The organism is Polynucleobacter meluiroseus (assembly GCF_900205755.1).
GTDB classification, from domain to species: domain Bacteria; phylum Pseudomonadota; class Gammaproteobacteria; order Burkholderiales; family Burkholderiaceae; genus Polynucleobacter; species Polynucleobacter meluiroseus.
Genome location: NZ_OANS01000005.1, coordinates 133,546 through 150,426, shown reverse-complemented (window position 1 = coordinate 150,426; position 16,881 = coordinate 133,546). Strand labels below are relative to the sequence as shown.

Sequence of the window (16,881 nt, the reverse complement as noted above, 5' to 3'; positions counted from 1 at the left end):
TATCGGTAAAACGGGAGGTTTTCATAGAATTTCCTTTAAATCAAACAACTTAGAAATTCTACTTTTAAGTCAGGTTAAGGGGTGGGGGGATTACCGCATTAGACCTAAACCATAATCGCATTCTGATTCAAATAGACGATCAAGACCTTGAATTAAGCGAACATTGGGAATTGCCTGTACGCAGTTGCATTGCTAGGATTCCTGGCAAGCCCACGCCAGCACTCATCGCTACTACGCTTGCGGAACTAAATTCACCTCAAAAACCGTCTACAAACGGCGCATTTTTCGGGGGAAATAAGCAACTACTGGAGGAGTTAATCAGCCGCGTATAGCGTTGTTTTGAGGGGTTTTATGGGGACCCCACTTTTAAGGATTTTTCGTGTCGTCTAAATCCCACGAAAAAGCACTACTTTCATAAATACTTACATAAAGATGTAGGTTAAGAAAATATAAATAATCTTAACCTGCTTTGTAAGTCATTGAATCTTGGACGAATTTTTGTCGGGTAAACCGACAAAATTAAGGTCGACCTTTTTGCAATAAGAAAACATACTTAAAACGCACCTTTTATTTATGGAGAAATTAAAAAATGGCACAAGCAAAAACCTTATCCCAAGCAGAACTTGATCAAGTACTTGATTACGTTAGCACCAAAAAATATGCACTACGCGATAGAGCAATCATTCTCACTAGCTTTCTTGGTGGCCTTCGGGTCGCCGAGATCGCAAGTCTAAAAATGGGGTCTGTTGTTAATCCTGATGGCACGATCAAGAATGAAATCCGACTAACAGCAGAGCAAACCAAAGGAAAACATCCCAGAACAGTCTTTGTATCACAGCGTTTGCAGACTGAATTAGCCAATTACCTAAAGACAAGACATGTTAAAGGGGCCGATATCCCCTTCTTCCATACTGATAACCGCCTAGGCTTTAGCGGTAATGGCTTATGTGTCTGGTTCTTTCAGCTTTACAAGAATGTAGGAATTTGCGGCGGTAGCAGTCATTCAGGGAGAAAGTTCTTTATTACTACTTTGGCTAATAAAGGCATCGGTGTTCGAATCTTAGCCAGCCTTGCCGGTCATAGATCTATTGCAGTGACTCAAAGGTATATCGAAGTCAACGATGAGCAAAAGAGAAATGCAGTGGAATTAATTTGATTTCTTCTTTCTGCCTTTGACCAATTTAGATGGGTCTATGAATTTCATGTAATTATCTCCATTTCTTTCAGCATCTAGCATTGTAGAAATAAGATTTTTGTGGAAATTAACATAGAATTTATTTAAAAAACGGTAATCAAACTTCAATTCGCTATCAATTTTATCTAGGCAAGGAAATTTGCCCCTAGCAGCATTCTCAGCAATCCAATACGCTTCCTTTAAAGCATTACTTGTCAAGATATTAAGATAAATTTTGTTATCTTCTGAATTAGGAGTTTGCTCCAGATCTTCTTGTGAAAAGTCTTTAAATTTTTTACTTAAATTGCAAAATAAAGCCAAAGTCCAATTCTGTTCTTTTTTTACCTTATTTAAAAAGAACTCAGCTTTAGCCATAACAATGTAATGCCTACGATGCAATGAATGAGCAGTAATTTTATTACTCAGCAACTTGATGCCATCGTTTACAGTTAAATCATGCTGAACTTTTATACGATCAACTAATTCGGTAAATTGCTTTATTAATTCATCTTTACTAAGACTTGTATCAATACTAAATGCTAAATTTGTATTGCCATTTCTTTCAAATATTTTGTGGCCAATATCGTGCCACCAAAAAATATAATTTGAATCAAATACATTTCCGAACTTTTTAAAGTTATCTAATATCACATCAAAATCTTTTGGCATCGCATCAGTACTAATTTGTTCTTTTTTTATAAGTTTTTTATAAGCTAGTTGATAACTAGGGCTAATTTGCAAAAACTTGTAGAAGAAATCATGCCTAAAAGTGCCATATTGGCCAATTTCCTTCCAGCCCTCTCCAAAAGCTTGTAGTTTTTTCATAATTTTGCTTATACAAAATAGATATAAGCCTATTTTGTATAAGTGCGTTCCTTAAAAGTTAGGAGCCCAATCACTACATCAGTTTTAATCGCTCTTTAACAAATCGTGCACTACCTTTCAAATTGTCGGGAAAACCGACAAAGCCCTATGCTAGCTGTAGCTTGGCTGGCTTAGGTTTTACTTAATTTTATTAGAAAGGCTTATATGGATCAAGTATCTGTAGAAGAAAAGACGGTATCACAGTCCGTCAAATCGTTGGTAGTTGAGCTTACTCAAACTGCTATCAAATCTGTGAAAACCGCCTTCGACGCTCTAATCGCACAACGTGTGGACTGGCAAGCAACGGAGGTTACTCGTAGTAATGAGCGTTTGTATGAGATTTTGCAGAGCTGTTATGCCCTGTACAAATCCATGGATAGCACAAGCTCTAATGCAATGGGGCTTAAAAGTGCTTTTAAAGAGTACTACAAAGAGCAATTTCCCACTGCTAATGCAGATGCGCCATTAATCACACGTATTGTTCGTGCGGTTTTTGGGCATGAGCGCCGATTAGTCAGTGCGTATTCAATTGCACTTCGTGAGGCTGCTGCCAAAAATATTGGGGTATTAGATATCCCTCAATTTTTTCGTTCAGCTGGTGGTGCGGAGCAGGTACGCCGCTCCCGTTCACCTAATCACAAGACTGCTAAAGAAAAAGCAGGGATTGGAGCGCTAGCGTTAAATGGCAAGATTTTGGCATCAGTTCAAAGTGATGATCTGGCAGCCAATTTCAAAGCCGTTGATTACGAAGGCTCTGTAATTTTACTTTCAACGCATGAGGCAAATGGCAGTTTTGCTATTCGCCGAGTAGTTCAAAGTGGATCTGCAATCACTGCTGTTTTATCTAGTCTTGCAAGCTCTATGAAGGAAGAAGCTGAAAAGAAACTTCCAGAACAGAAAGCTAGCAATGATGAATCTATGCGAGATGCAGCAATCTCTCAAGTAGTCAATTCGTAGTAAGTAAGCGATGAAAACTGATAGAAAGGTAGTGCACGATGCCCTAACTGATAGGAGATCAGCATGGCACTTGTAATTGAAAAACCGTCATCTCCGGATGACTTTGTACTAATGCCGCACACGCGGACAAAACTTGAAGCAGTTATTGATGGAACTGTTAGCTTTCCCGCTAATGGTGTCTCTACTTTATTGTTATATGGCACCTTTGGCACAGGTAAAACTACCATGGCCTATTTGCTGCCAGGGTGGATTGATACTGCAAAAACAACTGATGCTTTGCAGACAGTTGGTGTTGGAAAAATTACTGACACGCAAAATCCTTATTACGACTTTCACAGTTGCGCTCAGGGCCAAAATGGAGCTAACCTTATTAGCACTATTCAACAGCGCTGTAGCTTAGTCAGCTTGAATGCTAGTAATTTACACTTTGTTATTTTGGATGAGGTTGACAATCTTACCGCAGCAGCTCATGCCTCATTAAAGGCTGTAATGAATTACACGCATGTGGTATTCATTCTAACTACTAATAATTTAAACAAAGTTGATAAAGGCATCATCAATCGCTCAATTTTATTAGATATGAATGCAGCGCCTACAACAGCATGGGTTAAGAAAATTGTGGATATTTATTCACAGTCAAATCTTCCCACACCATCAGCTAATGCGATTGCAGGCATTGTCAATGCAGGCTATGGCTCTGCTAGAACTATCTTTACTGACATAGAAATTGCTGAAGCTAAGCGCCAGCAACCTAAAAAATAACTTTTCAAAGGAACCGTCATGAAACACATTGCAATAACTCTCAACATCACCATTACAGACAATGGTAATACTAATTCCAACAATACTAGCTATAAGCCCTATATTTGGCCCCGTACAGGAATGCATTACCCGCCTAGGCCAGCCAAGAGTGCATGGTCTAGCTATATGGAAACACTATCTACTTCCTCAAAGAAAAAACCTGAGACGGCAAAAGTAATTTCATTTCCAACTTGCAAGCTATTGGGTGGTCTGAAATGAGCAAACCAGTCATGCAAATCTATGAAATTATCTATTCAGCTCATATCTTCGGAGTTTTCACAGCGGAAGCCAATTCTGAAGAGGAAGCAGTGGATATTTTTAACCATACCGATATAGAAGGTCTTTTTGAAAAAGGAGATATAAACCAAAGCCTAGTAATTGACGACATTACACAAATAGATTTGAGTGATGATGCTCCATCAGAAGTATCTGATTGGGTTGAAAAGCCATCGTCGGCTGAATAGGGATCATTTTTATGCGATACCCAAGAGCCTACCTTGTATTCGATAAAACTTCCGATGATTTTTCGGAAGATTTTTTTCAGAATATTTCTGGACTAAAAAGTAAAATTTACTTGTCCGAGTACTCCAAGCGAATAAACTCTATTGAAGATGAATTATTGGAAATAAAACTAGTAGATAACTTCTTTAATGAATCGGAGAACCGCTACTTTTTGGTCATGAATAACCCGAAGTTGTTTGATTTTTTACTGGCTTATTTTTCAGACAAGAAATTACAGATCTATTGGGTTGACTCTGCTAATTCTGTTCAGGATGCGTCTAAATTACTAAGTGCTATTAAAAAAGTACGGGATATGAAATTAATCCTGCATGATGCAATTAGTTGCTACTATGAAGCGCTTGGTGTTTTCAAAGTAGTAGCTGAGCGTAACCTATCTAGCAAGGATGAATGGGTTGAGCAAATTCTAACCAAATACCTTCCTTGGCGCCATAAAACAACACTAGAAGCTGAGTTATCTGTTCTATTAAAATCAAAGCTACGGTTTGGCATAGCCAACAGAATTGACCTGCAATCTACTACTTTGTCAAAATCTATTTAAGCTAACTTCTCAGCTGCCATCATAGGAGTAAGTTTTGAGTAATGACGCTCAATCATTAAAGTCGAAGTGCCCATTTGCCTAGCTAGGGTGTGTATATCAACACCTTCAGCTAGTGCGAATGTGGCATAGGTATGGCGAAGACTATATAAGGTTCTATTCTTGCCAGTGGCATCTTTAAACAATCCAGATTCAACCATGAGCCTCTCAAACACACTATCTAGACTATGAGGAGCATCCCCCTCCGGAAACACGAATACCCTGCGATCTAGCTTGGCTTCAATAATAGAATCTAGGTTCGGATAAGGTAAAGCCTGCCAAGCAATTAATCGCTCTAAGGCCTCAACCACAAAATGCTTGGCAATCAGATACCTAGGGCCGGTCTTACCTGATACCCAAACTCTTAAATACCGCTGCTCACCTATCCAGTGCCATTGCAACGATTTCCAGCGGATTGGCATACTTTCGGTGCCCTGCCTAATGCCTGTGCCTAACAAGAACTCCACATACACGCGGCAAAGTCTACGCATATGGTTACTGCGTTGATTACGGCCAAAGCGTTCCCAGTCCTGCATGTATTCCAATAAGTAACTGACCTCTTGTTGATTAAAGGCTGGTCTGGCTTCAGGTTTATCTCCGGCTACTTCTAATAATGGAATAGTTCGTTGCTGGTGAATTAAGCCCTGCTCTTTAGCTCGCTCAATTACCCGCTTATAAAGACCAGCATGGCGCCTTTGCGTATAAGACTTGGGATCCTTACCCATCTGAGATATGCGCCAAGCCGCATAGTCATCTACTACTTCTTGGGTAATGTCATTAATTTGATAGGCGCCAAAAAATGGGATCAGGTATTTGGTATAGATATGAATATAGTCAACATGGGTACGTTTATTGGGATTGGCATGGACTACTCGGGCAGCTGCGGCTAGCTCTTGATTTGCCAATTGCCGAAAAGTCCGAGTCTTAATGGCTAGATCACTGGCCAGCTTGACCTTAACGGTTTCATATATAGAAATAGCTTGGGTAGTGGCTTCAGCTAACTGATCAGATCCAGTGCTGGCGGAGTGCCAAGCACCAGTAGAGAGCTTAAAGCGGCATTGCCACTGGTGACTATTGGGTCTCTTATAGAGAGTCAAATCACCATCAAGGAGTTTGATGGATTCTTGATCAAGAGTCTTGGCAGCAAATAAAAACGATAGATTATTCATAACAAGCGTCCTTTTAAATGACGCTTGTAGCTTAGTTTCAGATTTAATTAAGGTCGATCAGAAAATTTGTCGGGTTAACCGACAAATTAAATCTCATAATAGCTATACTATCCTCAATGAATTTATAGTAATTCTTGCTTAATATAGCCTATTACTTCGGAGTGGAATCAATGAAGAATTTAAATAGCAAACTCTCATGCACATTTATCTTAGTTGTGGCATGTATAGCAGCCAATTCTTCGTGGGGTGCAAATGAAGCTGAATTGGCTAGAACGCTACTTAATCAGCCTATTAATACTGAACCTCAAACATTAGATCCCAATACCCCTGATGGACCTAAACTTGATGGAACAACAAAACAGTCTATTGCGTTTGAATCAAATTTAAATACAGCAGTACGAGATGTAAAGCTAAAAAATACCTCAAAATCGAGGGGCGCTGCTGAAGCAGCTATATATGATCAAATTTCTGCAGGTACCGTTTTGATTGTTGCTGGGGATGGATTGGGTAGTGGAGCGCTCATCACAGATACTGGCTACATTATCACTAATCAACATGTCGTTGGAAAAGCTAAAGAAGTTGCAGTATTTTTTAAGCCCGCTGGAACTAGCACCAATCTAAATAGAAAAGATGCCGTTCTAGGTAAAGTAACGAAAATTAATGAATTCAAAGATTTGGCACTAATTAAGGTTGATGCTATTCCGTCATCCGCAAGACCAATTGCAATCACAAGTGGTTCTCCAAGGGTTGGTGAAGATGCACATGCAATTGGACACCCCAAAGGTGAATATTGGACTTACACAAGAGGCTATGTGAGTGCAGTTAGGGATAACTATCAATGGTCTGAAGGTAAAAATTCTGTCAAGAGAGAGGCAAAGATAGTCCAAACTCAAACACCAATAAACCCTGGAAACTCAGGCGGCCCTCTTGTTGATGACCAAAGAAAACTCATTGGAATAAACAGTTTTATGGCCACAAATTCACCAGGCTTAAATTATGCAGTTTCAGCAGATGACGTAAAACAATTCATATCTCAAGAAGGATCCAGAACTGCCTCAACAGCTTCAAAACAAAATTGTGGAGACAACATTTATGGCAAAGGTAAGGATAAAGATAAAGATGGCCCTTATGACTACATTGCCTATGACACAAAATGTTCTGGTCGTATAGACATGCTTTTGAAAGTACCTCTTGATAAAACAAAGCCAATAGTATTTCTAGTAGACACCAATGATGATGGGAAATGGGACGTCATTGTTATGGATACAAATAGAGATGGCAAGTGGGATATTTCTTACCATGACTCAAATCATGATGGAAAGATTGATCTTATTGGAAAGCATCCTGATGGGAAAGCCGTTCCTACTACTCTAGAAAAAATTAGCTAATTTAGTGGGGCCTTAAAAATAAAGCTGGAACTCTTTTCAGGACTCTGGCCCTGGAATTTATTACAGGCAAATAAGATATCGCGATCAAACGCCAAAGGATACATGACTGGGCATTCGCTTGAAGAACCTACTCTTAGCCATTTCTTTTTACTGATCTGATAGACAAACTGACTAAATTCAGAATTAACAGCTGCTTGCTTGGACTGCTCAGATAAGGTAATTTTTGCTCTAGATGCAAAAAGTATGGAAGTTAATCCTGGGCTACCATCTATATAAATGAGATCACCGCCAGGAATGCTTGACCAACTCATAACTTGCGTAAAGTTTCTGCCTATTAATCGTTCCTCTTCAGTTAAGCCTGACCGAACTAAATTCCCAACATCATCATGAAATAAATACTTTTGCTCAAACCAAGCTGTGTTTATTTTTTTTGGTAAATTCTCAAAAGTACATTCGTTTGTATATATCGCATGTATCCACTCTCGGGAATGACTTGAGTTTTCAGGAATCCTTAGATTTAACTCCCTTCCTGAATTAAGGACCTTAAAATTAGAATCTAAAACGTAGTATTCAAGTTTATTTTTAAAACTACAATTTCTTGGAAAATTTAGCTCATCTGCATAGGCCTTGTATATGGTGGAATCCTTAACTGTTCGCGTTGAGTAAAATAGAAACTTATTCTTGTCTATTAAGGGTTGTATCCCAACATCTTCGCCGTTAGCAAATAACGCACCAGAAAAAATATTTGTCCTAACTTCACAAGACGCTAAATTTATAGACGCTACTGCCGGCTCGTTCAAGCCGTCTCTAAATCTTGAAAAAAGTACATATGCAATTTGATCCGTTGAAAAGAACTTTTTTGTATACCATTCAGACCCCACTGGAAATGAGCAGATTTTTCTAGGTTTGATAGCTTTATCAGTATTATCAAAAATAGTATAATTAGAGTCATCGTGAACACCTAAAAATATTTTATTTTGATATTGATAGGCCTTTACCGATTGAACATTTAACCCAGAAAAGTAATTATTGTCCTGCACAACTAGGTCGTTGTTAAGGGAAAAGACTCCTGGTGTAGGAGCCGCTATCTTATGGTTAGTTAGTAGCAACCCGTCTTTCTTAGAAAGGACAGAATCAATTAAAAAGCCATTGAAGGACTTACGGTTTCCATTTAAAAATGACCCAGTCTTAACAGCAAAATCACCAATACCAATAAATGCAGCCCAGAAAGCAGGATGAGAAAACTCTTTACTTGCCATTAGATCTAGCTGAGACTTGTTTAAAGCCTCTGCATATGTAAGCCCTTGCCCGATATATCTTGCCATAGTAGTCATTAACCTTGAAGTACCTTCAGAGTTGACGGCCCAATAAGAAGCAATAACTGATTTTGTTCCTTTTAGTGAAAAAGATGTGGCAAGCGAAGTGATCTCTGATTGATCTAGAGAATCGCTAATCGTCTTAGAATTACAAGTAGACAGAATTGCAACCTTAGGAGCTCCATGCAAAGAAAATAAAATCTCAGAAGTGACTAACCCTGAATCATTATGAGGCGTTAAAACTATCGAGGGCGAATCAACACCGTCAACTTCACCAACCATAACGCCATGGGTTGCAAATCCAAGAACCTCAATCTCATTTAAGTTCAGTTGAAATAAATTTTCAACTGTAGCTCTACTGCCAGCATAGATAAGAGAATTACCCCCTAGAGATTTAGCAAATGCACGAACCTCTAATTCTGTCTCTGGCAGTTCCGGTAAGGATGTAACATTTCTAGATGAACTTCCACGTATCAAATTTGCCGTATTTCTTACTGAAGAGGTTTCATCATCACTTCTAAGAATTGGGTTTGCAAAGCCCACGTATATATAAGTAGGACGATAGTCATTTATAGGTGGGTTAACAGCAAGAAATTGTGGAGTCGCATGAAATGCACGGACTGTTATGTCCTTAATTAACCAGCCACCTTGGGGGGTAGACAGTAATGTGTATGGAACGCCTGCTAAAGATGGACCATTCAAAAGATATATCTTTTTGATCCCCGAAAACGGAACCCCTTGAAAAAGTGCTTTACTAAATTTAATAGAGCTGTCTTTAAGCTCAGCTTGGGTTTTCTCTATAATGTTTTGAGATAGTAGCAGTTTACGTGAAGAAGAAAATTCCGAATCTAAGTCGTCAATGATTTTTAACTTTACAGATTTTTGTGATATAAAAACTGCAATCGAAAATAAATCATTTTTTGCAGACAGTATGGCCATTTCACTACCGCTCAATCTTTTTGAGATGTCTTTATAGTCAACTAGAAAGGAATCGTTTTTTTGTGCTCGAATATCTTGCAGTTGCTCATTTGACTTAGAGAACATATCAAGTAAAAATGAACTAGATTCTGCGCGAACAACTAATTTCTCCTCCGGCTTAGATATAGTTTGATTTTTTATCAATGCATCAGACGAGTCTTTATAGGCACGTGATACATAATTACCGTAGCGCTCTTTAAGAGTTATAAAATTAAGGGCTTGCTCAACCTCAAGATCATTTTTCGCTTTGGATAGTATTGAATATGACGACTCCTCATCGCCAAATTGACTTGAGTTAATAGACTGCAGCATCAATAAGCCTAAATTTATTCTTTTTACGCTAGTTGGTTTTATTTTCCCTAGCCTATTAAGCACATACCACTGTACTGTTATAGCGGGATTTGTTTGGATTGGATTGTTATCTCCAACTCTATAGCCCTTTTTCCCAAAAAAATCAATAAGTGAGTCAATATAGAGTTCTAAAAACTCTGCCTCCTTTGTAGGATTATTTTCTGCCTTTGCAATAAGGGACTCAAGAATCGCCTTAGTTGGAGCCAAGTTCAACTGAGTTGAAGTTCCTAGTTTTTTATAATTAGTATTAAAATTTGTCAGCATTGCAGAGAGCTCAGCTGTATTTTGAGATCCTGATTCAATACTCAAATAAGCTTTTACACCCATAGCTCCAAAAGAAGTAGATTTGAGTTTATTCAGCTCCGCAATTGGATCAAAACTTAAGCCTAATTTATTTGCAGGATCCCCAAAGGAAAGAAAAGCATAAAATTCCTCCTTCTTCCTTGATAGTCTTGATTCTTCAGCAATCTGGAGCAGAAGGAAACGCGCATGTATCTGCTCAGCCAACATAATGCGCCTTGCTTTATCCAGAATACCGGAGTTATATAAAACCAAAGCTAACCTTTGGAAAATATAAGGATTTAGGTAATTTGAGGCATCTTTGCCTGTTTGACGAAATACTGCTGTATTTGCATCAAACCAGCGGCTAATATCGCGAGAGTCATTCATATAAAACAGTGAAGTCTCATGTAAAAAAGCTAAATTAGTTTGAGCCTGCAGAGTTCCAGGATCCTTATTCAATATAAGTGCCCTTGCTCGCCTTAATTGCTGCTCTGCATATGGCTGCTTGCCTAGAAAGGAAGCAATGGCAGCTTGGCCAACCAATCTCAATCCACCATGGGGAGAATTAGGATTTCCATGAAATCCCTTTTCCTCATGAGCTAATGCTGCCCCTAAATTTTTTTCTGCAAGTCCATTTAGCATTACGTTGAAGTGATAGGCAGAATTTGCATCAAATATTTGACGCCAAGTATCAATTTGAGTCTTATCTTTTGGATCGTACCTTTTAAGGTACTCATCCATCTTCTTCCAAGAGGCTTCATAAATTCTAGCTAAACAATATTCATCATCAAGCAACATACACGCATCTACCAACTCATAGGAAGCAGCAAGCTTGGCATCGCCCTCGGAAGCAGCTACATTTGCCTCTAGTATCTTTATTGCCTCCATACCCTTGCCGTCATTTAGAAGTTTTACAGCATCTTCCGTGCCTGATATTGCATGGCTTGAAAATCCAAGTAGGATAATAAGGAGAAATATCTTCATCTATGTTGATTTTATGCGCTGCCTAATACAATTCTCAAATCTCTTTCTACACATATTAGCGTCTGCATCGAGGCTACTCAGGGGTTCAATAAAATTTGCCATTTAATTTAGAAGGGGTAGCATGGGGTCATGAGATACATCTCAATTCTACTTTTTATCTGCACCAATGTAATAGCCCAGGCTGTTTATGATTCTAATGGCCAGTACAAGGGCTACTCTCTGACAAGTCCCAGTGGTGTTACAAGTACCCATAACACTCAGGGACAGAGCACTGGCTCTTCACAGATAGATAATGGGCAGACTACCTACTATTCTGCAGGAGGTGTATATCAGGGTACGAATACAGTATTAACCTCACCACCACCAGTCAATACAACGATCAATACCCCTCGCCAGGCTCCACAAGCTCCAACCATAAAGGGTTGGTAGCGGCTAATTCTCAGATAGTAGTATTACTGCTAATTTCTTCTTTAGCATGTACATACTTTGTATGCCTATAAAGTTTCTATAAACTCCATCCATTTAATAAATTATCAACTAAGTGAATTAATTTTGGCGTTGCTGTGACTAGACGAAGACGTTTGTCATGCACACCATTAGAAAATTCAACCAATCCATCTCTTTGAAGAAAGTTGATATGTTTTCTAGTGTTTAAGGTACTTCTAATTGATACAGCACATAGCTCCTTAATGGAAGAAGACTTACCCTCCAGGTGTGCTTGCAATATGTCAAGAATTAGATCATAGGTAATTAGAGTGTGTCTAACATAGAGCTCTCTTTCAAGAATTTTTCTACACTCTATTATCTTCTGTATATTTTCTATATGCATTCAGATCACTTACTTTCTATCAAGATCTTTTAGACTCTTCATAAAATTTCCCAAGTCGAGACCAACTTTCCTCGGGAAAACTTTTAATAAATTTAATAAGGTTCTGATCTCCACTTTTTAAAATTAATGACCGCATATTGGGGGCAATACTTTCAGAATCCCGAGTTTCTTCTTCATCTAACTCAATCCCTCTAACAATTGCCCCAACCCGAAGAGCCTCGTCTAAAGATAAAGAAAAATCGGAAGAAAATAAGTTACCGCATGCATGGCAACGATCAGCGCTAGCTGGATTAAGGGAACCGCAAGACAGGCATTTTTTGACTTTTAGAACTTCTGGCCCACTTGGGAATTCATGCCCGCAGGAACAAATTTTGGCCCCTAAGGGATTAAATTCATTGCATTCTGGGCAGACTTTTTCTTTTGGCGCTCCCGAATCTAAACGTTGTGCGGGAGACATTTCCTCCTCGACTCGTTTTGCATATTTCTCGAATGTTTTAAATGCTGGCATAACTACATATGCACGCGAAAAATCTTCATAAGAAGCTGTTCTTACAACCCGCCCCATAGCTTGTCTAAATGCTAGCTCAGTTAATGCGTTTGGCAGATAAATTAAGACCCTTAAACGCTTAATATCCACACCTTCCGCAACCATAGCAACAGAAACTAACCATTTACGGTTTGTATTCTTGAACTGCTTGATTTTGTCCTCTGCATTTGCTAATTGACTGTGAACAACAATTGGTTTTTCACCATCCAACTTTTCCAATAAGTCTGCCATAAACTCAGCAATCTCAATATTTGGTGCTATTACTAAACCTCCAGCCTCAGGCATTGTGTATCGTAGTTGATTCAATTTCTCAATTCCAGCCTCAACCATTGAAGCTTGGTAACCAGTCATGAGCGGCTCAGAAGTACCTGGTATAAATTGTGGCGTCTTAGCTAATTTGTAAAAATCTAAAGCAGTTTGTAGTCCAGGAATTCGAGCTAGATTTTTTGGAATCTGAGTATCCTGATCACCTGAGATCTTAATTTGCTCTCCGTCAAGATCGACTGTAAAACGACCTTGATGTTTATGAAAGGTAATTGGACGGCAATACCCCAAATCTACTGCCTCGCCATAATTAAGGGTATATGTTCCCTCTTCAGGGTGGGAAATAGCCCCGTTATCGTCATATGCCAACCATACAGATTCAGAACCATCTGAGCGTATTGGAGTTCCAGTTAACACCAGAACAAACTTAGAGTCTAGGAATGCGTCTCCTGCACCATCTCCCCAGGCAGCTTGAACGGCAGCATGATGATGCTCATCACAGATTACCAATACCTTTGCCGTCCGGCAAACTGCCTGTAATTCTGGCAGTAGACCTTGAATTGCTGACCAAGTAGCACATACGTCCATACCTAAACCTTGGATCTCACCATCTCTAGCTGTTACCTTCCCCATATGTCGGCCAGTAACGCGGGTAAAGTCTTCGGCCCACTGCGTAACAACTTGAGTCCTGGGCGCAATGACAATAACCCTATTCACCTCTTGTTTATCAAGCAAAGTTTTTGCGATAGCACAAGCTGCGAGCGTTTTACCAGCACCAGGGGCAGCATTAATTAAAAAATGGCGATCAGCTCTATCTTGTACTAGCCACTTTAATGCCTTCTGGTGCGCTTCAATCTGCCAAGGTCTTAATTTAATATTCATTTACTACCTTTTTTTAAGTTACAAATAACACACAATGCTTGTCCGTTATTTGTTATAGTTTTTCCGCCGTGCGTATACGCGAATACGTGATCCGCATGAAAACCTTTATCAAGTCTCGCCCTGCAATTACTGCAGTACCCGCCAGATATCCACAGCAATATAGATCTCTGATTTTTATCAAAAAATCTTCTCATTTTTTTACCCAATACTCGGTCATAACAATCTCTTCTATTGGTAAATTTTTAGGGGGGCGAACGAGAGCATATTTATTAATACGAACAAGAACTTTTTTGTAAGGGACTTTTTTGGATTCAATAAACCACCCTTCCCTTCTCATCAAGGAGATGTTTTTAGTTAAAGAAGCTACTCCAAATAAAACAAGCGCTTCTAAACCTGTAATTGGCTTTCCTGACACCATATGTTCTTTTAGAGCTAGAGTATTTCCATAACGATTAGCATTCATTCATTGCTCCTACAAAGTTAAAGGGGGATTTCCATGACTTTGATGTTAAAAAATCATCCGACTCGCTTTCATAAACTGATTTCAGAAGTTCTTTTTCTTGATTAAACATTTCATACCGACTCATACTCATTGCGTAATAAACATCCCTAATGCTGGGATCATCAAAGGATGGCTTGTATTGATAGCCGTCATCGAAATCATCATCAAAAAGCTCGAATAATGAATTTGCATATTGAAGAAGTTGGTGATCTTTATACTTAGACCCAGATGCACTTTTTAATATTTGGAATAGCGTACGGATTTGGGTTGGGCTATTCATGCTGCACTCAAAGCTTTGAATTTATGATTTACATGATTAATCCCGGCGGTAATGATTCCACCATCTGTTGTTGATTCAACCAAGTAGGTTCTAAAGCTTTTAATGTTTTTCTTGCAATAGCTGATGCCTTTATCAGATATCAATCGCGATATGGAACGTTCGCTAAAATATCTAATTAACCCTCCGTGACCATCGAACCTTTTTTCGCCATAGGCAAGTAGCATTTCGCAAACAAACGGCTGGATGCCGCGTTGACTAATGCGCTTTTGTGCATGCTTTGTGTACATAACCACCTCATCTTTACTAGTTGAGGGCTAAATTGAAGCCCTATGACTAATAGAAGAGTGAGGAGGTGTTTTGTGAGGGGTGTTTCTAAGAGAAAGCTATAAAAATATAGATAAAGCTAGGTAACTTATTGTTTTATAAGAGTAAAAATTATTGGCCCCTGCTGCTCCTGTGGAACCTTAAAGAGTGATTTAAATTCTTTTTGTTTAGGTAAATCGGCTCTTAAACCATCTACCCGAATAGCGACACCATTTACACCCTCAGATATTTGGATTGTTAGGCCCGCTTTAAGGGCTGCCCCAATCAATTTATTCCGTTCATTCACTAAATCCAAGGCTTGAATATTCATTTCAAGCGGTTGAATAGCCGATTTATCCAACACGGATTGCGCAGCCTCCATTACTTCTTTGCTAGCATTATTGCTAGATGCTGACTGAACAATTCTTTCAGGCCCGCCAGTCAAATTGATATTAGCGACTTGAAGTGGTTCAGCAATAAAAAAGAGTCGGCTCACAACTAACCCTATCCCAAAGCTAGCAATAGCTGCAGTAAACCATGGACCAGAAAATCCATTCTTCAACCTAGAAAATGTTTTATAAACTTTAGGCTGCTTAGGTTGAGGTCTAGGAATCTGCTCTAGACGTCCTTTAAGAATTTGCTCCTGTTTTTTTACATCATAGGAATCAATCCCTAATTGGGTATTCATTTTTTGGAATGCATTGTTTAGTGCCCTTTGCTGAGCATCACTAAATACATCATCATTTTGATCGTCTTTGATAGTCATTTTTATTCAATAAACTCCAGGCACTCTTCCAGAAGTGGTTTTAATTTTTTCTTAGCTTCTTTGATAAATGTTCTAGTGGCTGCTTCTGACCTATTTAATAGCTCTGCAATCTCGGCTCCAGACTTATCATCTAGCTGAAGACTTATCACATAAGCCTTTTCGGGATCATTTAGCCTGAACTCATTCAATTTTCTTGTCACACAGTCCGAAATCATGATATCCCCGGAACTGTCCTCTAAGTAAGCATTATCTATGTTGAGCTCCTTTTCAAAATCCTCCATTTTTGTGGAAGATTTCTTTAAATAGTCTAAATAAGCATTTTCTGCAGTTGAAATAAGCCATGCTTTAGCTTTTAATATATCAACGTCGTGAATTCTTTCGTATAACTTTATAAATGAATCTTGAACAATTTCCTCAGCTATTGCTTTACTTGCCCCCTTATATAGCAGCCATTTAAATACGCTCTTGGAGTGATCTAAAAATATAGATTCAATTACTTTCTTTGGATTAGTTAAATCAGGCATGCTCAATATTTTTGCTTAAGCAAGTAATAGACGATATAACTCGAGGTTTGTGAGGGTCATCAGTAAAATCACCATAAATTCTATGAAGATTTAAGCATATAGGAAGATGTGAATAGCCCGAATAAGGTAAAACCAGTGCAAAAGAAGTATCCAAGGCATTTGAGTAATAGGGTTGCTGTATTTTCTAGGAGCCTTCTCTTAAGCACCCCGACTCCAATTTTGTCGGGTAAACCGACAAAATTACTATTCACCCAGTTGCTAATAGTCACACAGGGTCCGCCACGCTGGCTCAAGGCAAGTCTCTACGCTGCTCAAGCGCACGAATGATCAGATCAATAAATCACAATAAATAAGCCTGAAACTTGATTAAATTAGGAGAATTTGGCCTGCCCAGCACGATTCGAACGTGCGACCTACGCCTTAGAAGGGCGTTGCTCTATCCAGCTGAGCTATGGGCAGAGTGCTGGTATTAGTTTATGAATAACTATAGAGAAAGTGGTCGGAGTACAAGGATTCGAACCTTGGACCCCCTGCTCCCAAAGCAGGTGCGCTACCAGGCTGCGCTACACTCCGACGGAATCGATATTCTACACCGAGATGGCTTAGAGGGGCAAAAAAGCGAGT

Annotated in this window: 17 protein-coding genes and 2 tRNA genes; 7 read left to right on the top strand and 12 right to left on the bottom strand. The window is 39.0% G+C overall.

The genetic code is table 11. The annotated features are described in order from the left end of the window. Nucleotides 1–589: 589 nt before the first annotated feature. A complete protein-coding gene (locus tag CP950_RS09595; protein ID WP_096674755.1) occupies nt 590–1,156 on the top strand; it encodes a tyrosine-type recombinase/integrase in 567 nt (188 codons plus the stop codon). Here the strand turns inward: CP950_RS09595 and CP950_RS09590 are convergent. Next, entirely contained in the window at nt 1,148–1,999 is an 852-nt protein-coding gene (locus CP950_RS09590) for a hypothetical protein (protein WP_096674753.1), read from the bottom strand. The genes CP950_RS09595 and CP950_RS09590 overlap by 9 nt on opposite strands. A 204-nt stretch (nt 2,000–2,203) precedes the next feature. On the opposite strand from CP950_RS09590, the gene CP950_RS09585 reads away from it, so the two are divergent. The 5 genes from CP950_RS09585 (at nt 2,204) to CP950_RS09565 (ending at nt 4,856) form a co-directional block, all read left to right on the top strand. Beyond that, entirely contained in the window at nt 2,204–2,995 is a 792-nt protein-coding gene (locus tag CP950_RS09585; RefSeq protein ID WP_096674751.1) for a hypothetical protein, read from the top strand. A 63-nt stretch (nt 2,996–3,058) separates the two neighbouring features. Beyond that, nucleotides 3,059–3,757 carry an AAA family ATPase gene (locus tag CP950_RS09580; RefSeq protein ID WP_096674749.1) on the top strand — a complete coding sequence of 233 codons (699 nt, stop codon included), beginning with the start codon at nt 3,059–3,061 and terminating at the stop codon, nt 3,755–3,757. 18 nt (nt 3,758–3,775) lie between these two features. Then, entirely contained in the window at nt 3,776–4,015 is a 240-nt protein-coding gene (locus CP950_RS09575) for a hypothetical protein (protein ID WP_096674747.1), read from the top strand. Beyond that, nucleotides 4,012–4,260, top strand: coding sequence for a hypothetical protein (locus CP950_RS09570; protein ID WP_096674745.1), 249 nt, complete (start codon nt 4,012–4,014; stop codon nt 4,258–4,260). Before CP950_RS09575 ends, CP950_RS09570 begins: the two co-directional genes overlap by 4 nt. Nucleotides 4,261–4,271: 11 nt before the next feature. Then, on the top strand, nt 4,272–4,856 hold the full coding sequence (locus CP950_RS09565; protein WP_096674744.1) for a hypothetical protein: 585 nt from the start codon (nt 4,272–4,274) through the stop codon (nt 4,854–4,856). On the opposite strand, the gene CP950_RS09560 is transcribed toward CP950_RS09565, so the two are convergent. Next, entirely contained in the window at nt 4,853–6,061 is a 1,209-nt protein-coding gene (locus tag CP950_RS09560) for a tyrosine-type recombinase/integrase (protein ID WP_096674742.1), read from the bottom strand. The two genes, CP950_RS09565 and CP950_RS09560, sit on opposite strands and share 4 nt — an antisense overlap. Before the next feature lie 170 nt (nt 6,062–6,231). Between CP950_RS09560 and CP950_RS09555 the strand changes: the two genes are divergently transcribed. Next, nucleotides 6,232–7,449: a S1C family serine protease gene (locus tag CP950_RS09555; RefSeq protein ID WP_096674740.1), complete on the top strand. Its 1,218-nt coding sequence runs from the start codon at nt 6,232–6,234 to the stop codon at nt 7,447–7,449. Here the strand turns inward: CP950_RS09555 and CP950_RS09550 are convergent. The 10 genes from CP950_RS09550 to CP950_RS09500 form a co-directional block, all read right to left on the bottom strand. Continuing rightward, a complete protein-coding gene (locus tag CP950_RS09550) occupies nt 7,446–11,360 on the bottom strand; it encodes a CHAT domain-containing protein (protein ID WP_096674738.1) in 3,915 nt (1,304 codons plus the stop codon). The two genes, CP950_RS09555 and CP950_RS09550, sit on opposite strands and share 4 nt — an antisense overlap. Nucleotides 11,361–12,208: 848 nt before the next feature. Then, entirely contained in the window at nt 12,209–13,882 is a 1,674-nt protein-coding gene (locus CP950_RS09540) for a DEAD/DEAH box helicase (RefSeq protein WP_096674734.1), read from the bottom strand. Then, a complete protein-coding gene (locus tag CP950_RS10170; RefSeq protein WP_096674733.1) occupies nt 13,879–14,076 on the bottom strand; it encodes an HNH endonuclease in 198 nt (65 codons plus the stop codon). Before CP950_RS10170 ends, CP950_RS09540 begins: the two co-directional genes overlap by 4 nt. Continuing rightward, nucleotides 14,073–14,345 carry a helix-turn-helix domain-containing protein gene (locus CP950_RS09530; RefSeq protein WP_096674731.1) on the bottom strand — a complete coding sequence of 91 codons (273 nt, stop codon included), beginning with the start codon at nt 14,343–14,345 and terminating at the stop codon, nt 14,073–14,075. The genes CP950_RS10170 and CP950_RS09530 overlap by 4 nt, the downstream gene beginning before the upstream one ends. Beyond that, a complete protein-coding gene (locus CP950_RS09525; RefSeq protein ID WP_096674729.1) occupies nt 14,335–14,664 on the bottom strand; it encodes a hypothetical protein in 330 nt (109 codons plus the stop codon). The genes CP950_RS09530 and CP950_RS09525 overlap by 11 nt, the downstream gene beginning before the upstream one ends. Beyond that, nucleotides 14,661–14,951: a DUF4258 domain-containing protein gene (locus CP950_RS09520; protein ID WP_096674727.1), complete on the bottom strand. Its 291-nt coding sequence runs from the start codon at nt 14,949–14,951 to the stop codon at nt 14,661–14,663. Before CP950_RS09520 ends, CP950_RS09525 begins: the two co-directional genes overlap by 4 nt. Nucleotides 14,952–15,076: 125 nt before the next feature. After that, entirely contained in the window at nt 15,077–15,733 is a 657-nt protein-coding gene (locus tag CP950_RS09515; protein WP_096674725.1) for a hypothetical protein, read from the bottom strand. A 2-nt stretch (nt 15,734–15,735) separates the two neighbouring features. After that, nucleotides 15,736–16,257 (bottom strand): RNA polymerase sigma factor, encoded by a 522-nt coding sequence (locus CP950_RS09510; protein WP_096674723.1) that lies wholly within the window; start codon nt 16,255–16,257, stop codon nt 15,736–15,738. 382 nt (nt 16,258–16,639) lie between these two features. Beyond that, a tRNA-Arg gene (locus CP950_RS09505) sits at nt 16,640–16,716 on the bottom strand. Nucleotides 16,717–16,753: 37 nt separating this feature from the next. Further along, nucleotides 16,754–16,830: transfer RNA gene (locus CP950_RS09500), tRNA-Pro, on the bottom strand. Nucleotides 16,831–16,881: the final 51 nt, after the last annotated feature.

Bases quoted from the DNA above. Each gene is read 5' to 3' on its own strand.
- CP950_RS09595 (WP_096674755.1), top strand. From the start codon at position 590: ATGGCACAAGCAAAAACCTTATCCCAAGCAGAACTTGATCAAGTACTT.
- CP950_RS09590 (WP_096674753.1), bottom strand. From the start codon at position 1,999: ATGAAAAAACTACAAGCTTTTGGAGAGGGCTGGAAGGAAATTGGCCAA.
- CP950_RS09585 (WP_096674751.1), top strand. From the start codon at position 2,204: ATGGATCAAGTATCTGTAGAAGAAAAGACGGTATCACAGTCCGTCAAA.
- CP950_RS09580 (WP_096674749.1), top strand. From the start codon at position 3,059: ATGGCACTTGTAATTGAAAAACCGTCATCTCCGGATGACTTTGTACTA.
- CP950_RS09575 (WP_096674747.1), top strand. From the start codon at position 3,776: ATGAAACACATTGCAATAACTCTCAACATCACCATTACAGACAATGGT.
- CP950_RS09570 (WP_096674745.1), top strand. From the start codon at position 4,012: ATGAGCAAACCAGTCATGCAAATCTATGAAATTATCTATTCAGCTCAT.
- CP950_RS09565 (WP_096674744.1), top strand. From the start codon at position 4,272: ATGCGATACCCAAGAGCCTACCTTGTATTCGATAAAACTTCCGATGAT.
- CP950_RS09560 (WP_096674742.1), bottom strand. From the start codon at position 6,061: ATGAATAATCTATCGTTTTTATTTGCTGCCAAGACTCTTGATCAAGAA.
- CP950_RS09555 (WP_096674740.1), top strand. From the start codon at position 6,232: ATGAAGAATTTAAATAGCAAACTCTCATGCACATTTATCTTAGTTGTG.
- CP950_RS09550 (WP_096674738.1), bottom strand. From the start codon at position 11,360: ATGAAGATATTTCTCCTTATTATCCTACTTGGATTTTCAAGCCATGCA.
- CP950_RS09540 (WP_096674734.1), bottom strand. From the start codon at position 13,882: ATGAATATTAAATTAAGACCTTGGCAGATTGAAGCGCACCAGAAGGCA.
- CP950_RS10170 (WP_096674733.1), bottom strand. From the start codon at position 14,076: ATGAGAAGATTTTTTGATAAAAATCAGAGATCTATATTGCTGTGGATA.
- CP950_RS09530 (WP_096674731.1), bottom strand. From the start codon at position 14,345: ATGAATGCTAATCGTTATGGAAATACTCTAGCTCTAAAAGAACATATG.
- CP950_RS09525 (WP_096674729.1), bottom strand. From the start codon at position 14,664: ATGAATAGCCCAACCCAAATCCGTACGCTATTCCAAATATTAAAAAGT.
- CP950_RS09520 (WP_096674727.1), bottom strand. From the start codon at position 14,951: ATGTACACAAAGCATGCACAAAAGCGCATTAGTCAACGCGGCATCCAG.
- CP950_RS09515 (WP_096674725.1), bottom strand. From the start codon at position 15,733: ATGACTATCAAAGACGATCAAAATGATGATGTATTTAGTGATGCTCAG.
- CP950_RS09510 (WP_096674723.1), bottom strand. From the start codon at position 16,257: ATGCCTGATTTAACTAATCCAAAGAAAGTAATTGAATCTATATTTTTA.